The sequence below is a fragment of the Nocardiopsis gilva YIM 90087 genome (assembly GCF_002263495.1).
GTDB lineage: Bacteria > Actinomycetota > Actinomycetes > Streptosporangiales > Streptosporangiaceae > Nocardiopsis_C > Nocardiopsis_C gilva.
In genome coordinates this window covers 5053069-5070830 of the sequence record NZ_CP022753.1, presented here as the reverse complement: position 1 = coordinate 5070830, position 17762 = coordinate 5053069, and the positions used below count along the sequence as shown (strand labels likewise).

General features: G+C 69.4%; 12 protein-coding genes and 1 pseudogene. 9 read left to right on the top strand and 4 right to left on the bottom strand.

The genetic code is table 11. From position 1 onward, the window contains the following. Positions 1-423 precede the first annotated feature (423 nt). From CDO52_RS22565 to serA, 6 genes and pseudogenes are all read left to right on the top strand, one after another. Positions 424-3132: a putative bifunctional diguanylate cyclase/phosphodiesterase gene (locus CDO52_RS22565; RefSeq protein WP_026126248.1), complete on the top strand. Its 2709-nt coding sequence runs from the start codon at positions 424-426 to the stop codon at positions 3130-3132. A 116-nt stretch (positions 3133-3248) separates the two neighbouring features. Continuing rightward, positions 3249-3524, top strand: a complete 276-nt coding sequence (locus CDO52_RS22560; protein ID WP_094932679.1) for a hypothetical protein — start codon at positions 3249-3251, stop codon at positions 3522-3524. Between the two features lie 293 nt (positions 3525-3817). Further along, positions 3818-5605 (top strand): annotated as a pseudogene (locus CDO52_RS22555) (acetolactate synthase large subunit); the annotation flags it as partial. 23 nt (positions 5606-5628) lie between these two features. Then, complete coding sequence (gene ilvN / locus CDO52_RS22550) at positions 5629-6153, top strand: acetolactate synthase small subunit (protein WP_017621025.1); 525 nt, start codon at positions 5629-5631, stop codon at positions 6151-6153. A 16-nt stretch (positions 6154-6169) separates the two neighbouring features. Next, positions 6170-7237, top strand: coding sequence for a ketol-acid reductoisomerase (gene ilvC / locus CDO52_RS22545; RefSeq protein WP_332459745.1), 1068 nt, complete (start codon positions 6170-6172; stop codon positions 7235-7237). A 236-nt stretch (positions 7238-7473) separates the two neighbouring features. Next, the gene (gene serA / locus CDO52_RS22540) at positions 7474-9060 is read left to right on the top strand and encodes a phosphoglycerate dehydrogenase (RefSeq protein ID WP_017621027.1); all 1587 of its coding nucleotides are present in this window, start codon (positions 7474-7476) and stop codon (positions 9058-9060) included. A gap of 205 nt (positions 9061-9265) precedes the next feature. Here the strand turns inward: serA and CDO52_RS22535 are convergent, their stop codons facing one another. Both CDO52_RS22535 and CDO52_RS22530 read right to left on the bottom strand, forming a co-directional pair. After that, positions 9266-9943, bottom strand: a complete 678-nt coding sequence (locus CDO52_RS22535; RefSeq protein ID WP_017621028.1) for a hypothetical protein — start codon at positions 9941-9943, stop codon at positions 9266-9268. A gap of 56 nt (positions 9944-9999) precedes the next feature. Next, the gene (locus CDO52_RS22530) at positions 10000-10479 is read right to left on the bottom strand and encodes a hypothetical protein (protein ID WP_017621029.1); all 480 of its coding nucleotides are present in this window, start codon (positions 10477-10479) and stop codon (positions 10000-10002) included. 997 nt (positions 10480-11476) lie between these two features. Here CDO52_RS22530 and CDO52_RS22525 point away from each other — a divergent pair. From CDO52_RS22525 to cimA, 3 genes are all read left to right on the top strand, one after another. Continuing rightward, a complete protein-coding gene (locus tag CDO52_RS22525; RefSeq protein WP_017621031.1) occupies positions 11477-12541 on the top strand; it encodes a 3-isopropylmalate dehydrogenase in 1065 nt (354 codons plus the stop codon). Between the two features lie 248 nt (positions 12542-12789). Then, the gene (locus CDO52_RS22520) at positions 12790-13908 is read left to right on the top strand and encodes a branched-chain amino acid aminotransferase (protein WP_017621032.1); all 1119 of its coding nucleotides are present in this window, start codon (positions 12790-12792) and stop codon (positions 13906-13908) included. 344 nt (positions 13909-14252) lie between these two features. After that, entirely contained in the window at positions 14253-15836 is a 1584-nt protein-coding gene (cimA, locus tag CDO52_RS22515; RefSeq protein ID WP_017621033.1) for a citramalate synthase, read from the top strand. 487 nt (positions 15837-16323) lie between these two features. On the opposite strand, the gene CDO52_RS22510 is transcribed toward cimA, so the two are convergent. Continuing rightward, entirely contained in the window at positions 16324-17154 is an 831-nt protein-coding gene (locus CDO52_RS22510; protein ID WP_017621034.1) for a DUF3152 domain-containing protein, read from the bottom strand. Positions 17155-17285: 131 nt separating this feature from the next. After that, positions 17286-17648 carry an antibiotic biosynthesis monooxygenase family protein gene (locus tag CDO52_RS22505; protein ID WP_026126250.1) on the bottom strand — a complete coding sequence of 121 codons (363 nt, stop codon included), beginning with the start codon at positions 17646-17648 and terminating at the stop codon, positions 17286-17288. Positions 17649-17762 lie beyond the last annotated feature (114 nt).

Here is a 17762-nt window from a genome sequence, read left to right as displayed (position 1 = left end):
CTCGCGTCACACAGCGTGAGCGACTTGTCGCCGTGTCTGTGGCTCATCCTCTATCTCCGCGTGACATTGGCTGATTAGCCTGGTCACGGCAGTAGCACGGACGGATTGAACGGATGATCCAGCGGAGCGGGTCCTCAGCCGAGGTGTTCACGGGGACGAGCGCTCTTGGAAAAACGAACGCCGAAGGGGACAGTCCTCCCCTGAGCAGCGCCTCGGGGTCCGCCGGACAGCCGTGAGCCCGGCGCGTTTCGCCATACGGACCTTGGGAGTCGAAGGGGGCGTGCCCTCTTCGACGCTGAATTTTCCCAGAGGGTCTGCCCTCTTCGACTCCCATGATCGGAAGGTGCCCATGATCACGGCCGTCGCGGTGGGACGCGCCGCCCTCTCCGACCGCACTGAGTTCGCGTTCGCGTGGGCGCCGCGATGAACGGCACTACGCGGCTCTGGCTCGGGGGCATCCTGGCGCTGTCGGTGCTCTACGCTCTCGGCGCGCTCGTCGACGTCGGCGGCGGTCTGTCGCTGACCACCTGGCTCGGCACCTGGCCGACCGCGGTCACCGCGGGCCTGGCCGCCGCCTCCCTGCTGTACGCGGCGCGCGGCCGCGCGCGGGGGACGGACGACTCCGAGGCCAACGCCGACGGCGCCGACGGTGTCGGTGCCCTGCGCTTCCTCGGGTTCTCCGCGCTGGCCTGGTGTGCCGGTGCCGTCACCTATGCCGTGACCGGGCTGATCACCCCCAGCGTGGCGTTCTCGCTGACCTTCGGCGACCTGTTCGCCCTGTTCGCGCTGCCGCTTTTCGTCATCGGGTTCACCCGCTTCGCCCCGCTGCCGCGCGGTATCCGCCCGTCGATGCGGCACTTCACCGACAGCTACGTGTGTGCCGCCGCCCTGTTCGCCGCGGTGTGGCTGCTGGTGTTCGCGCCGCTCTACAACGAGCTGGGCCAGGGCGCCGGGTTCCTCGCCTTCGCGCTGGTCTATCCGATCGCCGATATCGCTGTGCTGTGCCTGCTGGCGCCGCTGGTGTTCACCTCGCCGCACAGCACGCGCCGCGCCGTGCTCATCGCCATCGGCGCGTTCGTCATCATCTGCGGCGCCGACCTCATCGGCGCGATCACCCGGCTGACCGGTGAGCCGCTGGCCGGGGGGATCGAGCACCCGGTGCGGCTGCTGGGCTTCGCCCTGCTCGGCAGCCTCCCGTGGCTGATCAGGGAGCGCGCGGGGACCACCCCGCGCAAGATCACCGGCCGCGGCCTCTACCGGTTCGCGCCGGAGATCGCGGCGGCGATCGCGGTGTTCGTGTCCACGATCGTGATCACCTGGGGCGCGCTGCGGCTGGAGGGCGTGGCGCCCGTGCTGCCCCTGGCGGCGGGGTCGGCGGTGCTGGTGCTGCTGGTGCGGGCGAGCGGCCTGCTGGAGGAGAACGTCACGCTCACCCGCATCGTCCACACGCGGGAGCGGCACTTCCACGAACTGGCCCGCAACAGCGGCGACGTCATTCTGATCCTGGAGTACGACGCTCGGATCTTCTACGTGAGCCCGGGAGCGGCCGAGGCGTTCGGCTACCGGCTCGACGACATCCTCGCCGAGCCCGTCACCACCCTCATCCACCCCGAGGACCTGCCGCGCGTCGGGGCGGCGATGTCGGCGTTCAAGCGCGGTGCCAAGGATGGTATCCACCTGCGGGCTCGGGTGCTCGCGGGTGACGGCACATGGCGGCACACCGAGTCCACCGCGTCCCTGTACGAGCAGCCCGGAGAGCCCGACCGGCTGCTGGTGACCACCCGCGACATCAGCGCGCAGGTCGCGCTGGAGGACCAGGTCAACCATCTGACCTTCCACGACGGCATCACGGGTCTGCCCAACCGCGCCTACCTGGAGGAGCGCACCCGCGAGGTGCTCACGCGGCGCGAACTCGCCTTCGGGCCGTCGGAGGAGGTCGCCGCGATCTTCCTCGACCTCGACGGGTTCACGGCCGTGAACGACTCCGCCGGGCACACCTTCGGCGACTACCTGCTCGCCCAGGCGGCGCGGCGGCTGCGCACGACCACCCGCGCCGGGGTGACCCTCGCCCGGTGGGGCGGAGACGAGTTCTCCGTCCTGATCGAGGAGGGCGCCCACGCCCAGCAGGTGGTCGACCTGGCCGAGCGCCTGGTGCGGGCCATCAGCGCCGAGCCGTTCCAGGTCGCCGACCAGGAGGTCGTGCTGACCGCGAGCGCCGGTGTGGCCTTCGCCGAACGCGGGATGGGCAGCGGTGAGCTGCTGCGCAACGCCGATATGGCCATGGCCCGCGCCAAGGAGCAGGGCGGCGGCGGGCGCCTGGAGATCTACGCCGCGCACATGCACACCAAGGTGGTCAACCGCCTGGAGCTGCAGACCGAGCTGCGCCAGGCGCTGGCCGACAACGCGTTCACCCTGGAGTACCAGCCGGTCGTGGACCTGGAGACGTCCCAGGTGACCGCGGTCGAGGCGCTGGTGCGCTGGCAGCGCGGCGACGAGCGGGTGCAGCCGGAGGGGTTCATCGGCCCGGCCGAGGAGTCGGGGCTGATCACCCCGCTGGGGGAGTGGATCCTGCGCGAGGCCTGTGAGCGCGTCGCGATGTGGCGCGCCTCCGACTGGGACATCGGGCTGTCGGTGAACCTGTCGGTGAAGCAGATCCTCTCGCCCCGGTTCGTGGAGACGGTGGCCGGGGTCCTGGAGGACAGCGGTCTCCCGGCACACGTGCTGACCATGGAGGTCGACGAGGAGGTCCTGCTGGAGAACCCGGGCGAAGCGGTGGAACGCCTGGCGGAACTGCGCCGCCTCGGGGTCCGGCTGGCCATCGACGACTTCGGTATGGGCTACGCGTCGCTGGCGCACCTGCGGGAGCTGCGGGTCGACGCCATCAAGATCGACCCCTCGTTCATCCGCGACCTGGGACAGGACGGCACGGTCACCCTCCTCACCCACACGATCATCCGCCTGGGGCAGGACCTGGGCATGGAGGTGGTGGCCGAGGGCATCGAGCGCTCCGACCAGCTGGAACAGCTGCGCTCCATGGGCTGCGGCCACGGCCAGGGCTTCCTGGTGGCCCGGCCGATGGTGGCCGAGGGAGTGGAGGCCCTGGTGGGCGGCGGGGCCGAAGTCGCGTTGTGAATAACCCCGGCGTGGGAAAGGCGTGATGGCTAGGCTGATCCACGCAAAGAAACGCCCCCGCAGACATGTTGGGTGTCATTTGCGGGGGCGCCCCTACACACAGCGAAAGATACACCATGTCCAAGGATCTCGAACACCGTGTTGCGGCACTCGAAGGCCAGGTGGAGTCTCAAGCCCTCGCCAACCTCCAGGCGGTCGGCTGGCAGCGGGTGGTGGAGGAACGCCTCAGGAGGCTTGAAGAGACCGCCTCGACGCACCGGCAGGCGTCCGACGGCCATGGAGAACTCGACAGTCGGTTCGACGCGATGGATGCGACGTTCGACCGGATCGAGTCCCATCTCCACGAGCTTCGCGGTATGACCCTGAGAATCATGGAGAAGCTCGGCATCTGACGCGTTGGTCTGCCTGGTGCCCCGGCGGGAACCCGCCGGGGCACCGCCGTTTCCGCAGCCCATCATGCAACCGTATGGTGAGCATCACATCCCACATCGTGAGACAAAAACGTGTTTCGGTTGACGGGCTGGTGTGCGCTCGGCCATTGTTAACAGCGTGCAGAGCAACTTCCTCATTCTCGTACTTGGTCGGCGCGCAGCCAGCTGACCAGGTCATTCGCTGCGCGCTCCCCTCAACCGCACTTCGGCGGTGAGGGGTTTTTTGTTGCCAGGCACATTCGACCGACCACCCGCCCTCTCCAAAGGATCTTGTGATGACCGAGCAGATGACCGGAGCCCAATCGCTCATCAGGTCGCTGGAGCACGCCGGCGTGGACGTGGTTTTCGGGATTCCCGGTGGAGCGATCCTTCCCGCTTACGACCCCCTCTACGACTCCACCAAGGTCCGGCACGTCCTCATGCGGCATGAGCAGGGCGCCGGTCACGCGGCCGAGGGATACGCCTATGCCACCGGACGCCCCGGCGTCTGCATGGCGACCAGCGGTCCCGGCGCGACCAACTTGGTCACCCCTTTGGCCGACGCGCACATGGACTCGGTTCCGATGGTCGCCATCACCGGCCAGGTCGCGAGCCAGGCGATCGGCACCGACGCGTTCCAGGAAGCGGACATCTGCGGCATCACCATGCCGATCACCAAGCACAACTTCCTGGTCCGCGAGGCCGCCGACATCCCGAAGACGATCGCCGAGGCCTTCCACATCGCCGGTACCGGGCGCCCCGGACCGGTCCTCGTGGACATCGCCAAGGACGCCCTGCAGTCCCCGACCGCGTTCAACTGGCCGCAGCGCCTCGACCTGCCGGGATACCGCCCCGTCACCAAGCCGCACGGCAAGCAGGTCCGCGAGGCCGCGCGGATGATCGCCGAGGCCCGCCGCCCCGTCCTCTACGTGGGCGGCGGCGTCCTCCGCTCCGGGGCCGCGCAGGAGCTGCGGGTGCTGGCCGAACTGACCGGCCTGCCGGTCGTCACCACGCTCATGGCGCGCGGGGTCTTCCCCGACACCCACCCGCAGCACGTCGGTATGCCCGGCATGCACGGCACGGTCGCCGCTGTCGGCGCCCTGCAGAAGGCGGACCTGATCATCGCGCTCGGCGCCCGCTTCGACGACCGCGTCACCGGCAAACTGGACACCTTCGCTCCGGACGCCAAGATCGTGCACGCCGACATCGACCCGGCGGAGATCTCCAAGAACCGGCACGCCGACGTCCCGATCGTCGGCGACTGCCGCGAGGTCATCGCCGACCTGGTCATCGCGGTCCGCAACAACCAGGCCAACGGGCGCCACGGCGACTACTCCGCCTGGTGGGACCAGCTCGGGCGGCTGCGCGACAACTACCCGCTGGGCTTCGACGAGCCGGACGACGGCAGCCTCGCGCCCCAGCGCGTCATCAAGCGCCTGGGCGAGATCGTCGGCCCGGAGGCCGCCTACGTCGCGGGCGTCGGCCAGCACCAGATGTGGGCCGCGCAGTTCATCAACTACGAGCAGTCGGGGTCGTTCATGAACTCCGGCGGCCTGGGCACCATGGGCTTCTCCGTCCCCGCGGCCCTCGGCGCCAAGGCCGGGAACCCCGGCCAGACCGTGTGGGCGATCGACGGCGACGGCTGCTTCCAGATGACCAACCAGGAGCTGGCGACCTGCGCCATCGAGGGCATCCCGATCAAGGTCGCGGTCATCAACAACGGCAACCTCGGCATGGTCCGCCAGTGGCAGACCCTGTTCTACGACGGCCGGTACTCCAACACCGACCTGCAGACCGCGCCCAAGGAGCGGGAGAAGGTCCGGGTTCCGGACTTCGTCAAGCTCGCCGAGGCGTACGGTTGTGTCGGACTCCGCTGCGAGCGCACCGAGGACATCGACGCCACCATCGAGAAGGCGATGGCCGTCGACGACGCGCCGGTGGTCGTCGACTTCATCGTCAACCACGACGCGATGGTCTGGCCGATGGTCGGCCCGGGTGTCAGCAACGACCAGATCCAGTACGCGCGCGACATCGCGCCGAACTGGGACGACGACGAGGAATAGGAAAGGGCCAAAGGACACCTCCCATGAGCCAGCACACGCTCTCCGTCCTCGTGGAAGACACGCCGGGCATTCTCACCCGCGCCTCGGCGCTGTTCTCCCGCCGCGGGTTCAACATCCACTCCCTCAGCGTCAGTACCACTGAATACGAGGGACTGTCCCGGATGACGATCGTGGTCAACTGCGACCGCCACCCCTTGGAGCAGGTGACCAAGCAGCTCAACAAGCTGGTCAACGTCATCAAGATCGTCGAGATGGACAACGACGCCTCGGTGCGCAGGGAACTCCTGCTGGCGAAGGTCAAGGCCGACGCCGCCAGCCGTGCGCAGGTCATCCAGACGGCCGAACTGTTCCGCGCCAACATCGTCGATGTGAGCCCGGACGTGGTCGTCATCGAGGCCACCGGAAAGCCGGAAAAGCTCGAAGCGCTGATCCGCAATCTCGAGCCGTTCGGCATCAAGGAACTGGTGAAGTCCGGGCTGGTCGCGCTGGGCCGCGGGCCGAGGTCGATCACCGACCGCTCCCTGCGGCCGGTGGAGCGCAGCGCCTGACGCGCTCGACCACCCCGTGACCCCCATCACCGTTCACGTCGGCCGCCACGGGCCGACGAGAAAGCATCGAAACAAGGAGCACGCCGAAGTGGCAGCAGAGATGTACTACGACGACAGCGCCGATCTGAGCGTCATCCAGGGGCGCAAGGTCGCCGTGATCGGTTACGGCAGCCAGGGGCACGCGCACGCCCTGTCGCTGCGGGACTCCGGCGCGGACGTCCGCATCGGCCTTCCCGAGGGGTCCAAGAGCCGGGCCAAGGCCGAGGAGCAGGGCCTGCGCGTCGTCACTCCGGCCGAGGCCGCGCGCGAGGCCAACGTCATCATGATCCTGGTCCCGGACCACATCCACCGCGACCTCTACGCCAACGAGATCGCCCCCAACCTGGAGAAGGGCGACGCGCTCTTCTTCGGGCACGGCTTCAGCATCCGCTACGGCCTGATCCAGCCGCCGGAGGGTGTGGACGTCGCCATGGTCGCCCCCAAGGGGCCCGGCCACCTGGTCCGCCGCCAGTTCGAGGAGGGGCGCGGCGTCCCGGTCCTCGTCGCGGTGGAGAAGGACGCCAGCGGCCAGGCCTGGGACCTCGCCCTCTCGTGGGCCAAGGGCATCGGCGGTACCCGCGCCGGCGCGCTGAAGACCACCTTCAAGGAGGAGACCGAGACCGACCTCTTCGGTGAGCAGGCCGTGCTGTGCGGCGGCACCGAGGAGCTGATCAAGGCCGGTTTCGCCACCCTCGTCGAGGCCGGGTACCAGCCGGAGATCGCCTACTTCGAGTGCCTGCACGAGCTGAAGCTCATCGTGGACCTCATGTACGAGGGCGGCATCTCCAAGATGAACTGGTCGGTGTCGGACAACGCCGAGTACGGCGGCTACACCCGCGGCCCGCGCGTCATCACCGAGCAGACCCGCGAGGAGATGCGCAAGATCCTCCGCGAGGTCCAGGACGGCAGCTACGCCAAGGAGCTCATGGCCGAGTTCGACGCTGGGCAGCCGACCTTCAAGAAGCGCCGCGAGGCCGAGCAGAACGAGCAGATCGAGAAGGTGGGTGCCGAGCTGCGCCCGCTGATGAGCTGGCTCAAGGGGTAGTCTCCGACCGGTGGGCCCCGGGAGCGATCCGTCGCTCCCGGGGCTTTACGGCAGGGCGGAGCGGGGCCGTACGCGTTCGCCGGGGTCGGTCCGCGCCGTACCGCCACCCACGCCTGTCGGGTTCCCGACCTGCGGACTAGACTTTTGACGGCCATGCGGCCCGCCTAGCCAAGGCGCGGAGTTTGCCCAAGGCCGCACCCGTGCGGCCCCGTCGCAACCCACAAAAGGATCAAGCTGTGCCCAAACCCTCCGTACTCGTCGCGGAAGAACTCTCGCCCGCTGGAATCGCTCTGTTGGAGGGGGACTTCGAGGTCCGCCACGCCAATGGCGCCGACCGATCCGAGCTCCTGCCCGCCCTCGCCGACGTCGACGCCCTGATCGTGCGCAGCGCGACCCAGGTCGACGCCGAGGCACTGGCCGCCGCCCCCAACCTCAAGGTGGTGGCGCGCGCCGGTGTCGGTCTGGACAACGTCGACGTCGACGCCGCCACCAAGGCCGGTGTGCTCGTCGTCAACGCGCCCACCTCCAACATCGTGAGCGCCGCCGAGCAGGCCGTGAACCTGCTGCTCGCCTGCTCCCGGAACACCGCCCCGGCGCACACCGCGCTGGTCAAGGGCGAGTGGAAGCGATCCAAGTACAAGGGCGTCGAGCTCTACGACAAGACGCTGGGCATCATCGGCCTCGGCCGTATCGGCACCCTGGTGGCCCAGCGTCTGTCGGCGTTCGGGATGAAGCTGGTCGCCTACGACCCCTTCGTGCAGCCGGCCCGCGCCGCCCAGATCGGTGTGGAGATGCTGAGCCTGGACGAGGTGCTGGAGCAGAGCGACTTCATCACCATCCACCTGCCGAAGAACAAGGACACCCTCGGCCTGATCGGCGACGAGGCGCTGCACAAGGTCAAGCCGAGCGTGCGGATCATCAACGCCGCGCGCGGCGGCATCCTCGACGAGGCCGCGCTGTACCGCGCTATCAAGGAGGGGCGCGTCGCCGGGGCCGGTATCGACGTGTGGGCCTCGGAGCCGTGCACCGACAGCCCGCTGTTCGAGTTCGAGAGCGTGGTCGTCGCCCCGCACCTGGGTGCCAGCACCGAGGAGGCCCAGGAGAAGGCCGGGACCCAGGTGGCGCGCTCGGTCAAGCTCGCGCTCTCCGGCGACTTCGTGCCCGACGCCGTCAACGTGCAGGGCGGGACCGTGGCCGAGGAGGTCAAGCCGGGCCTGCCGCTGACCGAGAAGCTCGGCCGCATCTTCACCGCCGTGGCCGGTGGGATCCCCGAGCGCATCGACGTGGAGGTCCACGGCGAGATCGCGGCGCACGACGTCAAGGTCGTCGAGCTCGCCGCCCTCAAGGGCGCCTTCGGCGACGTCGTCGAGGACGCGGTCACCTTCGTCAACGCCCCGCTCTTGGCCAAGGAGCGCGGGGTCGAGGTCAACCTGGTGACGAGCAACGACCACTCCGACTGGCGGAACCTGATCCGCGTGCGCGGGATCATGCCCGACGGTCAGCGGGTCTCGGTGTCGGGCACGCTGACCGGTCCCCGGCAGACCGAGAAGCTGGTCGAGATCAACAACTACAGCATGGAGATCCCGCTCAGCGCGCACATGGCCTTCTTCTTGTACGACGACCGCCCCGGCATCGTCGGCACGGTCGGCGCGCTGCTCGGCGACGCCCAGGTGAACATCGCGGGCATGCAGGTCAGCCGGGATGAGCAGGGCGGCAAGGCGCTCATCACGCTCACCGTCGACTCCGCGATCCCCGACGTCACCCTGGACGCGATCTCCACCGAGATCCACGCCGAGACCACCCGCCAGGTGGAGCTCGACTAGCGGCCGTACCCCTGCCGCCCGGGAAGCGCGGCGGCAGGGCCGCACCAGGGCAGCGAGCGTCGAGGGGCCGTCCGTGGACGCGGGCGGCCCCCGCGTGTGGTGTGCCCACGGTCCGCCGCGGGGCGGCCCGGTGCGGAGGGGACGGCCTGGGCATGCTCGGTGGCGCGGTTGCCGGTGATGGCGCCGCGTCCGTCTCCGGGCGGGGTCAGCCGTCCTTCTCCACCACGAACGCCCACGACGCCGACACCTCGGGCGACGGTTCCTTGTTCGCCTCCCGCTCCTCGCTGGGGATGTACCACCCGGCGTTGACGATGACCACACGGGTCTCCGGTGGGAGCGCGGCGGCGACCTCGACGTGGTCGCCGGTGCGGTAGGAGCAGTCGGTGTCGGAATCAGCCTCGCCCTCCGCGTCGTCACCGCCGGGCTCGGCGGTGGAGGCGTCGCCGGGGTCCGTGTCGGTCAGCGCGCATTCGTACTCGTCGATCACCCCCGTGGGGGTGCCGGACGCGCTGAGCTCGTCGTAGAGGAGCAGGTCGACCCGGACCGGCGGTACGCCGGTGGCCAGTTCGATGGTGACCCTGTCGGTGGCCGGAGCCTGGACGTCGTCGGCCACGCCTTCGGCGGTCGCCTCCTGCAGCTCGCCGTCGACGAACCAGGAGGAATAGACGCGCTCGCCGGGTACGCGCTCCGCACCGGAGCCGCTCTCCCACCAGGCGCGGGGAATGTCCTCCGGAGGCGGGACGGCCTCGATCCGCGCGCCGGTGCCCTCGGATTCGGGTTCCGTTGACGGCGACGACACGGGCGATGCCGCCGGTTCGGAGTCGCAGGCGGCGAGAAGGGCGACCGCGGTGGCCACCGCCGCGATCGGGCGGAGCATGCTCATGGCGTCTTCTTTCCCGATCAACGGCGGCGGCTCACTCTTTCCTGGTCGGGCCGGGCTCAACAGGTGATGTCGTTACGGCGTTTGGAGGTCCGGCCGACGAAGGACGTCCCGCCCTCGACGCTCTCGTGGTAGGAGGATCCCAACCAGTCGTGGGCGTCGTCGGCGCAGCTCGCGGACCCCGCGTTGGCCCTGACGGACCGACTGGTGCGACGCTCCTTCATGCCGCTCGCCCCGCTCTCCTCCCAGCCGTACCAGCGCGAGCGGTAGAGCACGGTCGCGACCCCGAGGGTGGGGACGGACCACCGGCATCGGGTGTCGGCGACGACGCTGACGGTCCCCCGGGCAACGGAGGACTTGTGCGGGCTGTGGGTCCGGCCGGTGCAGCCGGCCGGGCTGAAGGCGGCGCGGGCCCGGGCGTCCTGCGGGCCGAGCGCGGCTGTCGGCGGGGCGTCGGTGTCGAGGTCGACGCTGACCGAGGCCTCGGCGGGGGCGCCGACGAGCCCGGCGGCGAGGACGGAGGCGGTCGCCGTGCTCACGGCGACCCTCCACCCAGGTCTTCTCGGGGATCCGCGTTGCGGGGTCGGGGTCACTGTCACTCCTCGTGTGTGTTGCTGGGGGTCGAACCCGGGCCCGGTTCTGCCCCTCTCGATTCCCGGGGCGCTGAGCGCGGAAAACGCGCCTACGCACGCGGTGCGGATTCGTCGGAGCGCCCCGACACCAAGTGGGGAGAAATCGTCCTTACCGGGTCGCCGACCAGGGGAACGAAAGGCAGAACCGCCGTGATGGGGTCGGCCGAAAACCCGGGTTCGGGCGGTGCGCCGGCGGTGTGACGGGTCGGGACGCGGGGGGCGCGCCGGGGCATGGGGATGCGGAGCGTGACCGATGGGACCCCTGGGTGTACGGATCCTCTGGCCGATTAATTGGACATCCGATAGTCTGTCGTCCTAGGAGTTACCGGCCGCTGCGGCGACGACGCCGCAGCGGCCCGGCGCACCAGGCTTCCGCGCACGTAGTCACCACTTCTGGCGGCGGCCGATCCGGTATGGCGATCCCACCGGAACGCGCGACCTTTCCCGAGCTCACGGCCGCCCCGGCTGACCCGGGGGCGAACATCTGCGGCCGAGCCGGGTGCCGCATCCGCTGACACGTTCACCGTCGATGCGCGGCACTCCTGATTCCTGTCTCAGAAGCTCCGAGCAGATTCCCTGCTCGTTCTCAGCGAGAGGATCGCCACCATGTACGACACCACCGACGTTCCGGCCCAGGACGAGGCGACCGAGGCCGTGCAGACCGCTCTGGACCGCCGCGACAACGGTGGCCCCGCGGGCCACTGATTCGGTCGGGCGGCCCATGGGCCGGTCGCGGAATGGGGGGAGTGGGCACATGCGCTCGCCGCGCTCGCTACCCTTGTCTCATCAGCTGATGTCATTCGTCCCATGATGTGAGACGAGTGAGGTGAGTGGCGGGTGGACATCGTCCATCCGCCACCCGCGTGAGACGACAACCACCGCCGAAGAAGAAGCTGGCTCTCCCATGGCTGCTCGCACCGTCAAGCTCGCCGTCATCCCCGGTGACGGCATCGGTCCCGAGGTCGTCGCCGAGGGGCTGAAGGTCCTCTCCGCCGTTGCCTCCAGGCACGACATCGCCTTCGACACCACCACCTACGAGCTCGGCGCCAAACGCTGGCACGCCACGGGTGAGACCCTGCCCGACACGGTGGAGGAGGAACTCCGCGGCCACGAGGCGATCTTCCTCGGCGCGGTCGGCGACCCGTCGGTGCCCAGCGGCGTCCTGGAGCGCGGCCTGCTGCTGCGGCTGCGGTTCAACTTCTCCCACTACGTCAACCTGCGCCCGGTGCGGCTCTACCCGGGTGTCACCTGCCCGCTGGCCGACGCCGCGCCCGAGGACGTCGACATGCTCGTCGTCCGCGAGGGTACCGAGGGCCCCTACGCCGGCATGGGCGGCGTGCTGCGCAAGGGCACGCCCGGCGAGATCGCCACCCAGGACAGCGTCAACACCCGCTTCGGGGTGGAGCGCGTCGTGCGCTACGCCTTCGAGAAGGCCGCCGCGCGCCCCCGAAAGAAGCTCACCCTCGTGCACAAGGACAACGTCCTCACCTTCGCCGGTGAGCTCTGGCAGCGCGTCGTGCGCGAGGTCGGTGCGGACTACCCCCAGGTCTCCGTGGACTACTGCCACGTGGACGCGGCCACCATGTTCTTCGTGACCCAGCCGCAGCGCTTCGACGTCGTCGTCACCGACAACCTCTTCGGCGACATCATCACCGACCTCGGCGCGGCCGTCGCCGGGGGCATCGGCCTGGCGGCCAGCGGCAACATCAACCCGGAGAACGCCTTCCCGAGCATGTTCGAGCCGGTGCACGGCTCCGCCCCGGACATCGCCGGCCAGTCCAAGGCCGACCCCACCGCCACCGTGCTCTCGGCCGCGATCATGCTTGACCACCTCGGGCTCGGCGCCGCGGCGCGCCAGGTCGAGAACGCCGTCGCCGACGACCTCGAGGCCCGCGCCAAGGACGGCGGGGACCGGTCGACCACCCAGATCGGCGACGACCTCGCCCGGCGAGTAGCCGAGCAGGGCTGAGCTCAGCGGTCTCGGCCCTGCTGATTCCTCAGTGGCGCGGCCGGGACCTCGACCCCCTACCGGTGTCAAGCAGCGGGCGCGCCGACAGGCGCGCCCGCTGCTTTTCGCGGTGCATGCCCGGGTCGAGCCCGCGTGAGCGACTGACCCGGGTAGGTGAGGTTATGGCCCCAGGCGCGTCATTTCCGTCACACTAGATCTTGGACCGGCAGTGCTGCCGGTTCGACGTACCCGAGAGGACCACACCACCCATGAACAGCAGCACCACCACAAGCGGGTTGACGTTCGAGATTCAGCCCTCGACCCAGCGGAAGACCCCGCAGGAGCGAGCGGCGCTTCTAGAAAGTCCCGGGTTCGGCAACGTGTTCACCGACCACATGGTCACCATCCGCTACACCGAGGACAAGGGCTGGTACGACGCTCGGCTGGAGCCGTACGGCGCGCTGTCGATGGATCCGGCGACGGCGGCGTTGCACTACGCCCAGGAGATTTTCGAGGGGCTGAAGGCCTACCGGCACCCTGACGGCAGGGCCGTGTGTTTCCGGCCCGAGGCCAACGCGGCGCGGTTCAACCGCAGCGCGGCCCGGATGGCCATGCCGGAGCTGCCCGAGGACCTGTTCGTCGGCGCGATCGAGACCCTGCTCGGCCAGGACGCCGCGTGGATCCCCACCCAAGAGGACAGCAGCCTGTACCTGCGTCCGTTCATGTTCGCGACCGACGTCGGACTGGGGGTGAACAACCCCTCCCGCAGCTACATGTTCGTGCTCATCGCCTCGCCGTCGGGCCCGTACTTCGCGGGCGGAATCAAGCCGGTGACGGTCTGGTTCTGCGAGGACTACACCCGCGCCGCCCCGGGCGGCACCGGCTTCGCCAAGTTCGCCGGGAACTACGCCGCCAGCTTCCTGGCCCAGGCGCAGGCCGTGGAGAAGGGGTGCGACCAGTGTGTCTGGCTCGACGCCGTCGAGCACCGCTGGGTCGAGGAGATGGGCGGCATGAACCTGTTCTTCGTCTTCGGCTCCGGCGGCGACGCCCGGATCATGACGCCCGGCCTGACCGGAACGCTGCTGCCCGGGATCACCCGCGACTCGCTGCTCAAGCTCGCCCCCGAGCTGGGCATCCCCGCTGAGGAGGGCCGCATCTCCACCGACCAGTGGCGGGAGGCCGTGGCCAGCGGTGAGCTGACCGAGGTCTTCGCCTGCGGCACCGCCGCCGTCATCACCCCCGTCGGCGCGGTCAAGAGCAACCAGGGCGAGTTCACGATCGGTGACGGCACGCCCGGCCCGGTCACCATGCGCCTGCGCGAGGAGCTGGTGGCGCTGCAGTACGGCACGCGCGAGGACACTCACGGATGGATCCGTTCCATGGGCTGACGGTCTCGGGCCGAGGTTCAGGGCCGGTTCGGGGGCGTCCCCGAACCGGCCCTTGTGTGTCCGGGGCCGGGCGGTTCGCACCGGGTACTCGACGCGGGCGAAACGTCCGAACTGAGAAAATTGTGTCTCATGTTGTGAGACAAACGCCGGATGAGCTCGTGTTCCTCGCGGGGCATGTGGCAGACTCGATCCCGTGCCGTCTCAGGTGATCATTATTTCGAGGCGCGCTGGCTAGACCCGGACCCGCCAGCGCGCTGACCTCTCGTGTCCACGAGGGGTCTTTTTTGTTGGCGGGGGCGGGCCACCACGACCAGGACGTACATCCACCCGCGGGAGTTCGACCCATGCCTGACGACAGTTTCCACGTTTTCGACACGACGCTGCGCGACGGCGCCCAGCGTGAAGGCGTCAACCTCACCGTCGCCGACAAGCTGGCCGTCGCGAAGCTGCTCGACGAGTTCGGCGTGGGATTCATCGAGGGCGGCTGGCCCGGGGCGAACCCCAAGGACACCGAGTTCTTTCAGCGCGCTTCACAAGAGCTGGCGCTGAAGCACGCGCAACTCACCGCGTTCGGCGCGACCCGCCGTCCGGGTGTGCGGGCGGCCGATGACCCCCAGGTCGCCGCTTTGCGCGAATCCGGTGCGCCGGTCGTCACTCTCGTCGCCAAGAGTGACGGCCGGCACGTGGAGCGCGCCCTGCGCACCACGCTGGCCGAGAACCTGGAGATGATCGCCGACACCGTCGCCCACCTGCGCGAGCACGGGCGGCGGGTCTTCCTGGACTGCGAGCACTTCTTCGACGGCTACAACCACGACCCCCAGTACGCCGCCAGCGTCGTGCGCACCGCCGCCGAGGCCGGGGCCGATGTGGTCGTGCTCTGCGACACCAACGGCGGGATGCTGCCGGCCGACATCACCCGGATCGTCACCGATGTGGCCGAGCGCACCGGCGCGCGGCTCGGCATCCACGCCCAGGACGACAGCGGCTGCGCCGTCGCCAACACGCTGGCCGCCGTCGACGCGGGCGCCACGCACGTGCAGTGCACCGCCAACGGCTACGGCGAGCGGGTGGGCAACGCCAACCTGTTCTCCGTGGTCCCGGCGCTGGAGCTGAAGTACGGCCGCGCGGTGCTGCCGGAGGGGTGCCTGCCCGAGATGACCCGCGTCTCCCAGGCCATCGCCGAGATCGTCAACATCTCCCCGGGCACCCACCAGCCCTACGTGGGGGTCTCCGCGTTCGCGCACAAGGCCGGGCTGCACGCCTCGGCGATCAAGGTCGACCCCGACCTCTACCAGCACATCGACCCGGCGCGGGTCGGCAACGACATGCGGATGCTGGTCTCCGACATGGCGGGGCGCGCCTCCATCGAGCTCAAGGCCAGGGAACTGGGCGTGGACCTCGGCGGCGACCGCGAGGTGCTCGGGCGCGTGGTCGAGCGGGTGAAGGCGATGGAGAGGTCCGGCTACAGCTTCGAGGCCGCCGACGCCTCCCTGGAACTGCTCCTGCGCGAGGAGCTGGGCCGCCCGGTGCGCTACTTCGAGGTGGAGTCCTGGCGGACCATCAGCGAGCGGCGGGCCGACGGTGGAAGCGTCAGCGAGGCCACCGTGAAACTCCACGTCAAGGGTGAACGGGTGATCGCCACCGGCGAGGGCAACGGACCGGTCAACGCCCTGGACCGCGCCCTGCGCTCGGCCCTGGAGGGCGTGTACGCCGCGCTGGCCGCACTCGAACTCGTCGACTACAAGGTCCGCATCCTGGAAGGCGCCACCGGCACCCACGCCGTCACCCGCGTGCTGATCGAGTCCAGCGACGGCAAGGGCGAGTGGACCACGGTCGGTGTCGGCGAGAATGTCATCGACGCCTCCTGGATCGCTCTGGAGAGCGCCGTGACCTACGGGCTCCTCCGGCAGGGCTACGCGCAGCCGTAGCGTGCGGGACCGTCCGCACGCCGCGCGGTCGGTGGGGAGCGCCCGAAACGAAGATGGCGCCGGCCGTGCCGGGTCCCGACGGCACGGCCGGCGCGGGGCCCGTGCGGCGGCCGGCCGCTCCCGGCGCCGTCCTATGGGGCCCTTCCGGAGGGGAGGGTGACGACTCGACTTCGTAGAGTAAAGCAGTAGTAACAAGATCAGAAAATGCGTTGGGGTGGCCGAAAGCGGCCACGAAATCCTTCGTCCAATATTGCGATCATCGCATTTTAATGCTACCTGCAATCGAGGTTCATGATTCTACAAAGAATGGAAATACCCAGCTCAATACCGTAGTCATGGCGGAGATTCGCGCTATTCACTGCCGCGATCGTCAAAATTGAACTCGGGCAATATTCAACATTCCCAAATTCATCCAACCCGCGATGAAATGCCCGTCGGGGGAGAGGCCACGCCGGAGGCGGCCCAGGCCCCCGCGTCCCCGAAGCGGCTACGGGTTCGGCCAGCCGTTGGCCTCGCACCCGTCCAAGCCGAAGGTCTGCTGCTGCATGACCGGAGCGGTCTCACCGCGGCCGGGGCAGGGGACGTGGCCCTTGCCGAGCGCATGCCCGACCTCGTGGTTGATCACGTAGGTGCGGTAGGTCTCCAGGTCGTCGTCGAAGTGCTTGACGCCGCTGACCCAGCGGTTCTGGTTGATGACCGAGCGCTCGCCCTGGTGGCAGGAGACGTAGCCCATGGTCCGCAGCGGGGCGCACAGGGAGTCGACGGTGTCGGGTGCGGCGAGCGTGACACGGAAATCGACCGGGCCGGAGTCCACCCGTTGCATCGACACGGCGCCGTCGGCGATCCAGCTGCGCTTGTCGCTGAGGACCTGATCGACGGCGGCGGCGAAGTCCTCGGGGTCACCGGGAAGGCCCTTCTCGACCTCGACCATGTAGCGCTTGAGCGGCCCTTTGCCCGCGACGTCGCTCGTTCCCGGAACGACCTTGAGGTCGCCGCTGGCGTCCTTGACCTCGTCCTCCACCGAGCGGAGCAGAACCGGGGCGTCCTCGTCCTCCCCGCTGTCCTCAGCGCCGTCGTCCGCGGCCGCCCGGCGTTCCCCGGGGGACCCGTCGGTGCCCGCTGAGGGGGAGGGAGCGGCCGGGGTCGACGCCGTGGTCTCGACGCCGTCCTCGTGGCCGGAGGTGCGGTCGTCGATGACGATGAGGCTGACGCCCGCCGCGACGGCGGCCAGGCCAAGGATGAGCTCGAGCCGGTACCGGCCGCGACGGTGTCTCCCCGCGGTTCTTTCGCGTGCTGCATCCGATTCGGGCCTGGACAAGGAGCGGACCTTCCTGGGGTGGTGGCGAACGTCCCTCCAGGATTCCAGAAACCGGGCCTACAGCGAGCATCGCGACGGTCAGGCGCGGGTCAGAAGACCGTTGGGATCCGACCCGCGCCGATGACCCTCGATCACCCCGCGGCCGTGACGTGCTGGACGACCTCGAACCCCCACTGCTCGCTGTCGATCGCGGCCAGACCTCCCTGGCCGTGGCCGTGCCCATGGCCGTGGCCGGACTTCTCGGCCTCGGCGGCGGCCTCGGCATGGCCGTGCTGGAACGCCCGGCTCTGCAGCCAGTTCTGGTAGGACTCCTCGTCCTTCCACCGCGTGTAGACGATGTAGCGGTCGGTCCCCTCGACCGGGCGGAGCAGCTGGAACTCCTCGAAGCCGGGCTGCCCCTCGACGAGCCCGGCCCGGTTGGCGAACCGCTCCTCCAGCGTCGCCCCGGCGCCCTCGGGAACGGTCAGTACGTTGAACTTCACGACAGAAGCCACTGGTCACCTTTCATCGCACCGCGGCTCCGTGACATGCGCGGTTTCCGAGAGCCTTGATTCCCCAGGGGACGTGGAGGAGAGTTGCCTCCGCACAACACTCGGTCACCAAGCGAC